The organism is Paenibacillus sp. Cedars, from assembly GCF_003184205.1.
Lineage (GTDB): Bacteria > Bacillota > Bacilli > Paenibacillales > Paenibacillaceae > Paenibacillus_AQ > Paenibacillus_AQ glucanolyticus.
Genome location: NZ_CP020866.1, coordinates 4,296,824 through 4,310,675, shown reverse-complemented (window position 1 = coordinate 4,310,675; position 13,852 = coordinate 4,296,824). Strand labels below are relative to the sequence as shown.

Below are 13,852 nucleotides of genomic sequence, written 5' to 3'. Positions count from 1 at the left end.
AATCTAGACAGCAGAGATCCTATACAAGTGAAAGCCGCGTCGTAGGCGACGCGGCTTTCTAAAGTTAACAGCATGATCATGTGCAGGATTGACTGGACACGATTGAGGGGGGCCTCAAGTGAACAATGAACGATTGAATCATACGGAAACTGTCGTCTGGACAGGCATTGTAACTGATTTTGCATTGGCATTGTGCAAAGGCATTGTCGGTTATTTATCCGGCAGCAAGGCTCTAATCGGAGATGCTATGCACTCTGCGGCGAACGCAGTAACTTTATTGGTGAACCGGATGCCAAGCACAGGAATCTTTGGCTATAAGAGTTCCATTCGGAGCAAACGGGATGCACCTGAAACGGCGGAGCCAGTAATTTCGATCTTGTTTGCCGTATTGTTTATTATGGGCGGCATCCAAATTGCTATTTCAGCCATTCAGCACATGGCATCAGGCAACCTCCAGCCGCCAACCAAAGGCGCAATAATCGCAGTCCTTGTCTCACTGGCAGTAAATGAAGCCGTATTTCAGTACCAATACCGGCAGATCAAAAGAAACAATGATCCAAGGCACGCGATGCTGTCCGCTGACCACCGATTCGCACTATATTCTTCTCTTACGGTCTTGGTCGGGGTGTCTCTTTCCATGGGAGGCTTTTATTTCGAATGGGCTCCGCTGGTATACATGGACTCGATTGCAGCTCTTATTGTGTCTTGTCTCGTAGTGAGAAAAGGGTATATACTGATCGTTCATTCCGTTTATGGAACGCTTTTAGAAGAGAAGCGACATGAGCATGAAGCGGAGTTTATGGATACGATTCAGCGTGTGCACGGTGTCATAACGGTCACGGAACTGAAAGTTCAGGAATACGGACAGTTTCGCCATGTGAACATCGAGGTGAAAATCACCGTGAATCCGCGTACTTCCGTATTGGAGGCACAGGAAATTGCCGAGCGGATCCGAAAGCTTTTAACCCATCGCTTCATTCAGGTTACGGATGCCAAGGTTGCCGTAGTTCCCTATGAACCGGGTTATCCGTATAAATCGAATTATGACTTGATGGACAATGATATGCCGACACTGACGCAGTAACGGATGAGTTACAGGCTAAGACAGCAGGAAAAAGGCAGGAAAAGGAAGGTGAGTCCCTGTGCTGTATTCCAAATACGAATGGCGAATACACCCGGCAGAGTCATCAATCACCGATAGGCTGGCTCAGGACCTGTCGTTATCGCCCATTGTGGCTTCACTTATGGCTTCGCGGGGGATACAATCGGCCGAGGATGGACACAGATTTCTACATGGTACCTTTGAGCTGACGCATGATCCTTATCTCATGCAGGGAATGCAAGAGGCAGTACCGCGAATACGCAAAGCGCTGGAGGATCGTGAGCATATTCTGATCTATGGCGATTACGATGCAGATGGAGTATCCAGCACATCGTTGATGATTCATCTGATGCGTCATTTGGGCGCATCCTATGATATTTATATACCTCATCGTTCCAATGAAGGTTATGGTTTACATAATCATGCACTGGATTGGGCCCATCAACAAGGGGTCAGTTTGGTGATTACCGTAGATACGGGAATTAGTGCAGTCGAGCAAATTGCGTACGCGAACAGCTTGGGCATCGACGTGATTGTCACAGACCATCATGAGCCGCCTGAGACGCTGCCTGAGGCTTATGCACTGATCAACCCGAAGCTTCCCACATGTCCTTATCCTTTTAAGGGTTTGGCGGGCGTAGGCGTGGCGTACAAGCTGGCTCAGGCTCTTGTGGGGGAGCCGCCTGAGGAATGGCTCCAGATCGTTTCCATCGGGACGATAGCTGATTTGATGCCGCTCACTGGAGAGAATCGGGTGCTGGTGAAGCACGGAATTGAATCGATGCGGAACACTCGTTATGAAGGCATTCGATGTTTGCTCGAGGTATCGGGGGTTCACGTGGAGCAGGTAACCGCAGTAAACGTGGCTTTTTCTATGGCACCACGAATTAATGCCAGCGGCCGCCTCGATCATGCAGGTCGTGCGGTTACGCTCCTTACAACAGAGCACAGGGAAGAAGCGGAGCGTTTAGCCTGGGAGCTGGATGGACTGAACAAGGAACGGCAGCAAGTGGTTGAGACCATTGTTGAGGAAGCCCTTGGAATGGTGCAGACCCGCTGGGGAGGGCGGGAGATTCCTCCCGTCATCGTGCTGGCCGGTGAAGGCTGGAATGTTGGTGTTGTTGGAATTGTGGCTTCCAAAATATTGGAGCGATTTTACAGACCTGTTGTCATACTCGGGATTGACCCCGATACGGGGAATTGCAAAGGCTCTGCCCGTTCGATTCCAGGATTCGATATCTATGCGGCTTTACACTCCTGTCGGGACGTGATGGACCATTTTGGCGGTCATCATTCTGCTGCCGGCATGAGCCTCCAGCGGGACCGCTTGGAGGAGTTTGAACGGGGACTTCATGTATATGCAGAAGAAGCACTTGATGCAGAGCATCTCATTGCCGTATGTGATGCAGACCTCGAAGCCAGCATGTCGGAGATATCTGTGCCTGTTTTGGAGCAAATCGAACAGTTAGGACCATTTGGGATGGCGAATGCTGTACCCAAGATTGTCTTTCGTGATGTTGTCATTAAGGATGTTCGGAAAATCGGCAAGGAAGGAAAACACCTGAAGCTTCGTATCCAGCAGAAGCGGGAAGTGATGGATGCCATCTCATTTGGATGGGGGCATCTTGCCGATATTTTGCCCGTAGGCACTATCGTGGACGTGTTGGGAGAGCTCTCCGTGAATGAATGGAACGGCAGCCGCAAGGTGCAGCTGATGATTCAGGACATTCGCGCCTCCTATCAGCAGGTATTTGATTATCGGGGAATCCAAGAGCCTTTGAAAGAAATTCAGAGGTGGAGAGCGGATCTGGAACCGCATCTCCGTTGTCCGGCTGCCCGTTCGGCAGTGGTATATGCAAAAGATTCACACCCGGAAATAAAAACCCAATTGTATGATATGTGCCTTTGGGTATATGATAGGAATGCTGGCGTCTTGCCGGATAATGAAATTGCTGAGAACCACAATCAAGAAGACATTTCCGTTTTGTTCGTACTGGACGTACCGGAGACGGCTGAACAGCTGGATGGGTTCATGTCAGCCTTCCATTCCGTTCCCAATATATTCATGTTACATCCGACCCGGAGTCAGCGTGAACGATTGCTAATTCCGGACCGGGAACAGTTTAAAAAGCTGTACGTTTCACTCGCTGGAATGACGTCCAGACCCCTGCCGGAGAACGAGGTTGTTGCGCGTCTGCAGCAGCAGGCTTCCTTGTCTCCACGCATGTTAGTCAAAGTGCTGGACGTGTTTGAAGAATTGGCGTTCATTCAGCGTGTCGAGGGACAAATTACTTTTATACCGAAGCCGGAGAAAAAACCGCTGGATGCTTCCCGTCACTTCAGGGAATTAAGCGATTTGGCGGATATGGAGCAGCATCTGCTTCATGCCGGTACCGAACAATTAACCCAGTGGATGATGTCCCGCACAAAAGGTGTATCTTAGCCGCAACCATACAGGAGGAGATTATTTTGGATTTTAAAGATTATATTCGTGTCATTCCCGATTTTCCGCAGGCGGGGATCAGCTTCAAAGATATTACCACACTGCTGAAGAACGGTGAGGCATATCGCAAATCCATCGAAGAATTGAAGGTCATGGTGTCCGATCTTAAGATCGATGTGATAGCTGGTCCCGAAGCTCGCGGATTTGTCGTGGGTGCACCGCTGGCGTATGCCCTTGGAGTCGGATTCGCTCCCATTCGCAAAAGCGGAAAGCTTCCATACGAAACGATTGAAGTGGGATATGACCTCGAGTATGGAAAAGATCGCTTGGCGATGCATACCGATGCCATCGAGAAGGGGCAAAATGTTCTGATTGCGGATGATCTACTTGCAACTGGCGGGACCATTGCAACTTCAATTAACCTCATCCGTCAATTGGGCGGCAATGTGGTTGGAGCTGCCTTCATGATCGAACTTGCCGATTTGAATGGCCGTTCGAAGCTGGATGGAATCGATGTATTTACACTCATGAAATACGAGTAAACGACAAAGATCTTCCTGATTTTCCCGGGAAATATTAACGCCCTGAGCTATAAGCTCAGGGCGTTTTTTGATTTGAGATCCAGTTATGATGAAATCAATCTGGTGTTTTCTCCACGATCGGTCCATCATTTTTTTCATTGGAGAGACCGGTAATTTCGAATACTTTAAAGAGCAGAGCCATAATGACACCCACGATGGTAGCCAGGGCCATACCCTTCAGCTCGACGGTATTGATCTTCAAAGTTACGCCGCTAATTCCCGTTACCAACACCAGTGTAGCCAGAATCATGTTGCTTGCTTTGGAGAAATCGACCTTTTGCTCAACGAAGATTCGAAGACCGGAAGCTGCAATAACTCCGAACAGCAACAGGGATACGCCGCCCATTACGGGTGTAGGAATGTTCGCTACAACGGCAGAGAACGTTCCGGAGAAGGAGAGTATGATCGCAATAACGGCTGCTCCGGCAATCACGAATATTGAGTATACCTTTGTAAGCGCCATGACACCAATATTTTCACCGTAGGTGGTATTCGGTGTTGAGCCTACAAACCCGGACAGGATAGTGGATATACCGTTGCCAAGCAGTGAACGATGAAGGCCGGGATCTTTAGAGAGGTCTTTGCCCACAATATTGCTGGTTACGAGCAAGTGGCCAATATGCTCAACGATAACAACGATCGCAACCGGAATGATGGTCCAGATCGCTCCGTTATCGAACACCGGTGTGGTCAGCTGCGGTGCTGACAAGAAGGTTGCATTCGCAATTTTCTCTGTGTCTACCACTCCAAGAACGAAGGAGAGTGCATACCCGACTACGATTCCGATCAGGATGTGAATGATTTTGGAGAAGCCGCGGAACAGGATGGAACCGAATACCGTGACGCCGAGCGTAACGAGCGAGATGGTAATGATTTTAGGATCAATGCCCTGTCCCTCTTCCGGCAAAAAGCCGGCCATGCCAGCAGCAACAGGAACAAGCTCAAGTCCGATCATCGCGATAATGGCACCCATAACCGCAGGCGGAAATACGAAGTCGATCCATTTGGTTCCTGCATATTTAACGATGAGAGCCACAAGACAGAAGATGATCCCCGTGACGATGAAGGCTCCCAATGCTTTGCCATAGTTGGCTTCCGGGTCACCGGCCAGTACGATCAGAACCGGCGAGATAAACGCAAAGCTGGAGCCGAGGTAGGCCGGGATTTTTCCTTTACATAAGAAAATGTAGAGCAGTGTACCAATACCGTTCATCAGCAGGATCATGCCGGGGTCCACGCCGAATATGTTCGGTACAAGCACCGTGCTTCCGAACATGGCAAACAAATGCTGCAGACTCAGAAGGAAGCCTGGACCAAACGGAAGTTTCTCATCTACTTGAATTTCACGTTGCAAACCATTTCACTCCTCTATAGGACTTTAAATATAGGACCGTTCGCGTACGATCTTTAATAGATTAAATACAATCGTTCGTTTTTTCAACAATAATTTTTACAGTTCGTCAAAATATCCAATTCATGTCAAGTTTTGATGTCTCCGCGCCGGAAACGGGCATACTATAAGTGTCAGGATGCTGCATGTGTTGACGTATAACGCCACAAGCGTCATAATGATAGGAAAACAATCACGAGGGAACCTGCACGTTTTGACAAGGGCGGGTTCCATTTTATATAGAAAGGGAAGAGAAGGACTCCAAAATGGGCATAGAGCGATTACTCGAAAAGGCCAGCGCCTATATAAAAGAACCCGATCTTCTCCGCATTGAGGAAGCGTATGTATTTGCGGAGCAAGCCCACCACGGACAAGTGCGGAAATCGGGAGAACCTTATATTCTTCATCCGCTTGCGGTTGCAGACATCGTGGTGAACATGCAGGTGGACACGTTGTCTATTATTGCTGCACTGCTTCATGATGTCGTTGAGGATACAACTGTATCACTTGAGCAGATTCGCGAGCGCTTCGGGGATACGTGTGCAATGCTGGTGGATGGGTTGACTAAATTAGAACGTATCCAATTCCGGTCCAAGGAAGAGCAGCAAAACGAAAATTATCGTAAAATGTTTATCGCGATGGCACGGGATATCCGGGTGATCGTGATTAAGCTGGCGGACCGTCTTCATAATATGCGCACTCTTAAGTACCAGTCCGAGGAAAGCCAGCGTCGCATTTCCTATGAAACACTAGAGATCTTCTGCCCGATTGCCCATCGTCTCGGTATTTCCGCGATCAAGTGGGAAATGGAGGACATCGCGCTTCGTTACTTGAATCCGCAGCAGTATTACCGCATTGCGAATTTAATGCACAAGAAGCGGGCTGAACGGGAGCAGTACATCGACAACGTCATTGTCTGTATCCGGGAGAAGCTGGATGAAATGGGCATTCAAGCCGACCTGTCCGGCAGACCCAAGCATATCTACAGCGTGTTTAAGAAAATGACCGTAAAGAACAAGCAATTCAACGAAATCTACGATCTCCTTGCAATCCGCATTATTGTGGACAACATCAAGGATTGTTATGCTACGCTCGGCATCATTCACACCCTCTGGAAGCCGATGCCTGGCCGCTTCAAAGATTATATCGCCATGCCAAAAACAAATATGTATCAATCCCTCCACACGACCGTGGTTGGACCGAACGGGGAGCCGACAGAGGTTCAAATCCGCACCTGGGAGATGCATCGTACGGCAGAGTTCGGTATCGCGGCACACTGGGCCTACAAGGAAGGCTCAGGAGGCAACGGAGGCAGCTTCGACAACAAGATGACGTTCTTCCGTGAAATATTGGAGCTGCAGCATGAAACGAAGGATGCCTCAGAGTTTGTAGAATCTTTGAAAATGGACTTTTTCTCTGATTTGGTTTTTGTATTTACACCGAAAGGCGAGGTCATCGAGCTGCCTTCAGGCTCCGTACCGCTTGATTTTGCCTACCGGATTCATACGGAAGTAGGAAACCGCACCATCGGTGCCAAGGTTAACGGAAGGATCGTTCCGCTGGACTATCAGCTTAAGACCGGCGATATCGTGGAGATTTTGACCTCGAAGCATTCGTACGGCCCGAGTCAAGACTGGTTGAAGATTGCCCAATCCTCTCACGCCCGCAGCAAAATCAAGCAGTGGTTTAAGAAAGAGAAGCGGGAAGAGAACGTGGAGAAGGGACGCGAGATGCTGGAGCGCGAGATCAAGCGTCTGGGTCTTGAGGTATCCGAATGGATGACCGATGATAAATTAATGGAAGCGGCCAAGAAGTTTGCTTTTAATGATATCGAGGATATGTTGTCGGCCGTTGGCTTTGGGGGTATCACCGCCGCGCAGATATGCACCAAAGTGACCGAGAAGCTCCGCAAGGAGCAGGAGGAAGCGAATCAGCTTGAATTGACTTCTGAGATGAAGGAGATCAAGCCGGCAGAGAAACGCAGCCGTCCGACCAACGGGGTACGGGTGAGGGGCATAGACAACCTGCTTGTGCGATTTGCGAGATGCTGTAATCCTGTCCCGGGAGACGACATTGTCGGTTATGTTACCCGGGGACGCGGGGTATCGGTTCACCGATCGGACTGTCCGAACCTGCCAACTACGGATGAAGGCGAAGATGCCGCACGTGTGATTGAGGTTGAATGGGAATCGACCATTGAGGCTAATTACAGCGTCGATATCGAAGTGACCGGTCACGATCGTAACGGATTGCTGAACGAGGTCCTCCAGGCCGTGTCAGAGAGCAAGACGAATATATCTGCCGTAACCGGTCGATCCGACAAGAATAAGATGGCGATGATCCACATGACGATTTTAATACGCAATACGGATCACCTCCAATCCGTTGTGGAACGGATCAAGCGGGTAAAGGATGTATATACCGTTCATCGAATCATGCAGTGATTGGAATGTTGGCATGGTCGTTCTGTTAAGGGGGCCCGGGCCTCATGACAGCACGGATTATTATATGAATGCGGTCTGTTATCCTGCGGGAGACAGGCCGTTTTATTATATGGAGATAAGGAGATATTCCGATATGAAAGTTGTTATTCAACGATGCAAGCATGCACAAGTGACGGTCGACAATGAAGTTGTTGGCAAGATTGGAGCCGGCTTGATGGTGCTTGTGGGTGTGACCCACGGCGATGAAGAGAAGGATGCCAAATATCTTGCCGACAAGGTGGCAGGGCTGCGGATTTTTGAGGATGAGGACGGAAAGATGAATTTCAGTGTTCAGGACGTTGGCGGAGCCATTCTCTCTGTCTCCCAATTCACTCTATATGGCGATACCCGGAAGGGAAAACGACCAAACTTTATGGCTGCGGCAAAGCCGGATGAAGCCAATGCCTTGTACGAGTTCTTTAATCGTGAGCTCTCGGCGAAGGGATTGCAGGTTGAGACAGGGGTGTTCGGAGCGATGATGGATGTGTCGCTGACCAATTGGGGACCCGTCACGCTGATTATCGACAGCAAGTCATAAATCTAGAATCGCATATGCAAATGCATGATATCAGAGAGATGGGGCATCCTGTGTGAGTAATCGCAGGTCCATTATTCTCTTTGGAAAAGGAGTCATGCTGCCTATGCGTCAATCCCCCAAATTCTCGATATGGAGCAGTTTGCCTGTGTTGGTCGGTTCAGGAGACATAAGGGAAGCAGCCAGCATGGAACGCATGGTTGCTGTTTCAGAGGAACCGGCACAGGAAAGAAACATTAAGGGAAATATTCGGAAACAGCTGCCGAGATCCTAGAATATAGCCGCAGTGAATAAGGATGATATTGCATTGATAAGCAGAGCCTGGGTGAGATAAACTCGGGCTTTTTCTGTTCCCTTCTAAAAAGGCACCCCCTTACCCGCTTCAATAATTCCACTGTTATAAAAAAGACATTACAGGGTAATAACAAATCGAGGACAATCATGAAGGGAGATATGCCAGATGAGTAAAATTGCATTTCTACTAGCTGACCAATTCGAAGATTCCGAGATGAAGACTCCTTATGATGCCGTGAAGGAAGCGGGACATCAAGCAGATATCATTGGATTGAAACAAGGACAAGAGGTAAAGGGCAAACAGGGCAAGGCCTCCTATACAACGGATAAGGCCATTGCCGACGTCAATATAAACGATTATGATGCGGTGGTTATTCCAGGTGGATCTTCTCCGGAAAATTTACGTCTGGATTCCCATATATTGCAGTTCGTCACATCAGCGGACAAGTCAGGCAAACCGATTGCTTCGATATGCCATGGGCCGCAAATTCTCGCAAGTGCCGATCTGCTGAAGGGACGCACCATCACTTCCTATCCTCCGCTTCAGGACGATATGGTGAACGCTGGCGCAACCTTTAAGGATGAAGAAGTGGTCGTAGATCGAAACTTCATTACTTCCCGAACGCCGAAAGACGAGCCAGCCTTCGTGCGTGAGCTGCTAAAGGCACTGTAACGGAAAAATAGCTGTATGGGTTGTCTATGTTATACCGCTCTTTCAAACAAGTTGGTTGATAAAAAGGAGGAATGGACATGTCTAGACAAATTCAAGCCTATTTCAGAACGGAAGACGACGCCGAGGGCGCAAGGACGACACTGTTGACCTACGGCACCGAGCAGCTTGAGGTAGGACAGCTGCAGGATTCGGTTCGAGGGGGAGGGAATATTCTTGTCCCGCTCGTGCCTTGGGGTAATTCAGGCACAGGCGGAGCAACTGCGGGTGCCACGACGATGGGTGCACCCGGCGGAGTAGTAGGCGCTCCAGGCGTCATTGTGGGCTCGCGGGAAGCAAGCCGCGACCGGGCAGAGGATCGGCCTGACAGCGATGATATGAACGGAGACGGCTGGCGCGAGGCGGATGTGACGGACCGCGACTATGATGATCTGAGATACGTATTGTCCGTTAAAGTAAGGGACGAGGATTACGATCAGATTGTGCATGATCTGCGGGCAAATAACGCTTACGTGGAGCGTTTTGACTAAATAATAAAGGATAGCCTGGCATTGCAGTCCTATTGGATGATAATGATTGCAGCAAGCGAAGAAGGCATATCCCATTAACGTAAAGGGGCTGTTCCGTCATTGGAGCAGCCCCTTTGAAGCCGTTTCAATAAAAGCGCTTTCTCGCTTGTAATATAACTGTAATGTTTGTTCAATGTTCCTTTAATATTCGCTGTTTATAATAACAGCATGACCCCCTTTTTTATATAATATATGTTTTGGACCTACAACAGTGGTTTGTAGGTTTTTTTCTTTTTTCGGGTAAATTCTACAAAGTTTCTTGACTTTAGTGCGGCGGTTCATTAGAATCTAAAAATATAATGTTTTGGGTATACTATATTTTATGAATAACGGATTTCATGACGGGAACAAGTACTCCATCCCCACAAGACCAGAGAAGAATCCCCTGGCTGTAAGGATTCGCTTGATGAGTGGACGAATGACCTCCCCGAGAACAGACGGCGAAGCAAGCACCGGGTAACCGGTGGGATAGACAGTAGCCGAACTGCGCGGCCGGGCGTTAAACGGATGAAGCGGATGCTTGAACACGCCCTAATGCGTGTCATATCCGGAATGTGGGTGGTACCACGGGTGATATCGTCATGAACATCTCTCGTCCCTGTTGTCTTAGGACAGCGGGGCGGGAGATTTTTTTGGTTTTATAACACAGATCAAGGCATGGACATGTTCAGTCGTGAAGATGTCAAAGGACGTGGAGGGATGAAGATGGCAAACGAGAAATTTGAAAAGCCGACTGGCACGCAGGACATACTTCCTGGAGCCGTCGAGAAATGGCAGTTTATCGAGGAGAAGGCACGGGATCTGTGCCGGAGATACAATTACCATGAAATTCGCACGCCGATGTTTGAGCAGACCGAACTGTTCAAACGCGGGGTAGGTGAAACCACCGATATCGTGGAGAAGGAAATGTACACATTCAAGGATAAAGGCGATCGCAGCATGACTCTGCGTCCTGAGGGAACAGCTGGCGTCGTTCGGGCTTATGTGCAAAACAAGCTGTACGGCGAACCTGACGTATCCAAATTGTACTACATCGGGCCGATGTTTCGTTATGAGCGGCCGCAGGCTGGCAGGTACCGTCAATTTCATCAGTTCGGGGTAGAGGTGTTCGGGACTGCGGAACCGGCCATTGACGCCGAAGTTATTGCACTCGGATACAGCTTCTACAAGGAGCTTGGGCTTAACGGAGTTAAAGCGGAGATTAACTCTGTAGGTACGCCAGAGGTTCGGGCGGCTTACCGAAACACACTTCTGGCCTTCCTGGAGCCGATGAAAGACAGCCTGTGCTCGGACTGCCAATCTCGAATGGAGCGCAATCCGCTGCGTGTGCTGGATTGCAAGAAGGATCAAGGGAAGTTCGATGATGCTCCTTCGATCCTGGATAGCCTTGATGAGGATTGCAGCACACACTTCGAGAAAGTAAAAGGATATCTGGATGCCATGGGCATTGAGTATGAGATCAATCCAAGACTCGTTCGGGGATTGGACTATTATACGCACACCGCATTTGAATTCAAAGCACAGGGGATCGGCGCAATTGACACGGTAGGCGGAGGCGGACGGTTTAATGGACTGGTCGATCAGATCGGTGGACCGGATCAGCCGGGTATCGGGTTCGGGATTGGTCTTGAGCGGATTCTATTGATCCTGGAGCATCAAGGCGTCAACCTGTCGGCTGCGAAGCCGCTGGATGTCTACCTGGTGGCACTGGGCGAAGCGGCTGAGCGGGAAGTGGCAAAATTGATCTACGAGCTGCGCAGCAAGGGCGTATCTGCGGAGCGGGATTATCTCGGCCGCAAAATGAAAGCCCAGATGAAATCCGCTGACCGTCTGCAAGCCAGGTATGCTGCTATTTTGGGCGATGATGAACTGGCGCGCGGAGAAATCGCTCTGAAGTCGATGGAAACCGGCGAGCAGCGCATCGTGAAATTGGATAGTCTGGTTCAAGAGTTCGTTTAATCGTCGTGATTTAGCGACTTAATTATACTAAAGGGGAATGATAACCGATGAAAAGGACGCATCAATGCGGTCACCTGACAACCGCGCACATTGGAGAAAATGTAACACTGAACGGCTGGGTACAAACCCGCCGTGACTTGGGTGGAGTGCTGTTCATCGATCTTCGTGATCGCAGCGGCATTATGCAGATTGTATTCAATCCGGATTTCTCAGGCGAAGCTTTGGCAGTTGCCGACAAAGTTCGCAGCGAGTTTGTACTGGCTGTATCCGGTAAAGTCGTAAAGCGTGATCCTGAAACGTTCAACCCGAATCTGCCAACAGGCGAGATTGAAGTTCAAGTGACTAACATCGAAGTGCTGAACGCAGCAAAAACACCTCCGTTCTTTATCGAGGACGGTGTGGAGGTAGATGAGCAGCTTCGCCTGAAATACCGTTATCTGGACCTGCGTCGTCCGGAGATGCAGAAAACGCTGATGCTGCGCTCGAAAGCGTCAAAAATTTTCCGTGACTTCCTTGACGGGGAAGGCTTCGTGGATGTGGAAACACCTATTCTGACAAAGAGCACGCCGGAAGGCGCACGTGACTATCTTGTGCCAAGCCGCGTACATTCAGGCGAATTCTTTGCGCTTCCGCAATCCCCGCAAATTTACAAGCAGCTCCTCATGGTGAGCGGAATTGAGCGCTATTACCAAATTGCGCGCTGCTTCCGTGACGAAGACTTGCGGGCTGACCGTCAGCCGGAGTTCACCCAGGTCGACATTGAGACGTCCTTCCTGGAACGTGATGATCTGCTGACCATGATGGAGCAGCTGATGGTGAAGCTGTTCAAAGAAACCGTAGGTGTCGAGCTTGCAACGCCGTTCCAGCGTATCAGTCATGCTGAAGCCATGAGCAAATACGGCTCGGATAAGCCGGATCTTCGCTTCGGTCTGGAATTGATCGAAATGAACGATATCGTAGCAAGCAGCGGTGTAAAAGTATTCTCTTCCGTCATCGAAAAGGGCGGCGAAGTGAAGTGTTTGAACGCTAAGGGCTGCGGTACTTGGACCCGTAAAGAGATTGACGATCTGGGACCGTATGCCGCCCGTTACGGAGCGAAGGGTCTTGCATGGATTCAAGTGAAGGAAGGCGAATTCAAAGGGCCTATCGTGAAGTTCTTCAGCGAAGAGGAGATTGAAGCCGTAAGAGAACGTACGGGAGCCGAAGATGGTGACTTGCTGCTGTTCTCCGCTGACAACAAAAAAGTGGTTGCGGATGTTCTCGGTGCACTCCGTCTGAAAATCGGACGTCAGCTTGGTTTGATTGACGATAACGAATACAAATTTGCTTGGGTGCTGGACTTCCCGCTGCTCAGCTATGACGAAGACGCGAAGCGTTATGTAGCCGAGCATCATCCGTTCACCCGTCCAAAACACGAAGATCTGGAGCTGCTGGACACGGACCCGCTTGCCGTACGCGCGGAAGCCTATGATATCGTGTTGAACGGGTATGAAGTCGGTGGCGGTTCTATGCGGATCTATCAGCGAGAGATTCAGGAAAAAATGTTCGCCGCACTCGGACTGTCGCCGGAAGAGGCTCATGAGAAGTTCGGCTTCCTGCTGGACGCGTTTGAATACGGTACGCCTCCGCATGGCGGAATCGCCTTCGGTTTTGACCGTTTGGTCATGCTCCTTGCAGGGCGCACCAACCTGCGTGAAACGATTGCATTCCCGAAAACGGCCAGCGCAACGGATCTGTTGATGGATGCTCCTTCCCAAGTGGACGGTGGACAGCTGGAGCAGCTGCATATCAAACTTGCCAAGAAGCCGGGCGACGAGAAATAAGCC

At 49.7% G+C, this 13,852-nt stretch carries 11 protein-coding genes; 10 read left to right on the top strand and 1 reads right to left on the bottom strand.

The window, feature by feature from the left end; all coding sequences use genetic code 11:
- Window positions 1–118: 118 nt before the first annotated feature.
- Genes B9D94_RS21585 through B9D94_RS21575 form a run of 3 tightly spaced genes read left to right on the top strand, consistent with a single transcriptional unit; the run spans window position 119 to window position 4,087 of the window.
- Window positions 119–1,084, top strand: a complete 966-nt coding sequence (locus tag B9D94_RS21585) for a cation diffusion facilitator family transporter (protein WP_063478875.1) — start codon at window positions 119–121, stop codon at window positions 1,082–1,084.
- 58 nt (window positions 1,085–1,142) lie between these two features.
- Window positions 1,143–3,545, top strand: coding sequence for a single-stranded-DNA-specific exonuclease RecJ (gene recJ / locus B9D94_RS21580; protein ID WP_148247958.1), 2,403 nt, complete (start codon window positions 1,143–1,145; stop codon window positions 3,543–3,545).
- Between the two features lie 26 nt (window positions 3,546–3,571).
- On the top strand, window positions 3,572–4,087 hold the full coding sequence (locus B9D94_RS21575) for an adenine phosphoribosyltransferase (RefSeq protein WP_006208846.1): 516 nt from the start codon (window positions 3,572–3,574) through the stop codon (window positions 4,085–4,087).
- Between the two features lie 94 nt (window positions 4,088–4,181).
- On the opposite strand, the gene uraA is transcribed toward B9D94_RS21575, so the two are convergent.
- A complete protein-coding gene (gene uraA, locus B9D94_RS21570; protein WP_148247957.1) occupies window positions 4,182–5,480 on the bottom strand; it encodes a uracil permease in 1,299 nt (432 codons plus the stop codon).
- Between the two features lie 302 nt (window positions 5,481–5,782).
- Between uraA and B9D94_RS21565 the strand changes: the two genes are divergently transcribed.
- The 7 genes from B9D94_RS21565 (at window position 5,783) to aspS (ending at window position 13,849) form a co-directional block, all read left to right on the top strand.
- Window positions 5,783–7,960, top strand: a complete 2,178-nt coding sequence (locus tag B9D94_RS21565; protein WP_006208848.1) for a RelA/SpoT family protein — start codon at window positions 5,783–5,785, stop codon at window positions 7,958–7,960.
- A 133-nt stretch (window positions 7,961–8,093) separates the two neighbouring features.
- The gene (dtd, locus tag B9D94_RS21560; protein ID WP_006208849.1) at window positions 8,094–8,537 is read left to right on the top strand and encodes a D-aminoacyl-tRNA deacylase; all 444 of its coding nucleotides are present in this window, start codon (window positions 8,094–8,096) and stop codon (window positions 8,535–8,537) included.
- A 52-nt stretch (window positions 8,538–8,589) separates the two neighbouring features.
- On the top strand, window positions 8,590–8,808 hold the full coding sequence (locus tag B9D94_RS21555) for a hypothetical protein (RefSeq protein WP_127502952.1): 219 nt from the start codon (window positions 8,590–8,592) through the stop codon (window positions 8,806–8,808).
- 186 nt (window positions 8,809–8,994) lie between these two features.
- Window positions 8,995–9,501, top strand: coding sequence for a type 1 glutamine amidotransferase domain-containing protein (locus B9D94_RS21550; RefSeq protein WP_006208851.1), 507 nt, complete (start codon window positions 8,995–8,997; stop codon window positions 9,499–9,501).
- Window positions 9,502–9,578: 77 nt separating this feature from the next.
- The gene (locus tag B9D94_RS21545) at window positions 9,579–10,028 is read left to right on the top strand and encodes a hypothetical protein (protein WP_006208852.1); all 450 of its coding nucleotides are present in this window, start codon (window positions 9,579–9,581) and stop codon (window positions 10,026–10,028) included.
- Between the two features lie 744 nt (window positions 10,029–10,772).
- Entirely contained in the window at window positions 10,773–12,026 is a 1,254-nt protein-coding gene (hisS, locus tag B9D94_RS21535) for a histidine--tRNA ligase (protein WP_148247955.1), read from the top strand.
- A 47-nt stretch (window positions 12,027–12,073) separates the two neighbouring features.
- A complete protein-coding gene (gene aspS / locus B9D94_RS21530; RefSeq protein ID WP_063478879.1) occupies window positions 12,074–13,849 on the top strand; it encodes an aspartate--tRNA ligase in 1,776 nt (591 codons plus the stop codon).
- Window positions 13,850–13,852 lie beyond the last annotated feature (3 nt).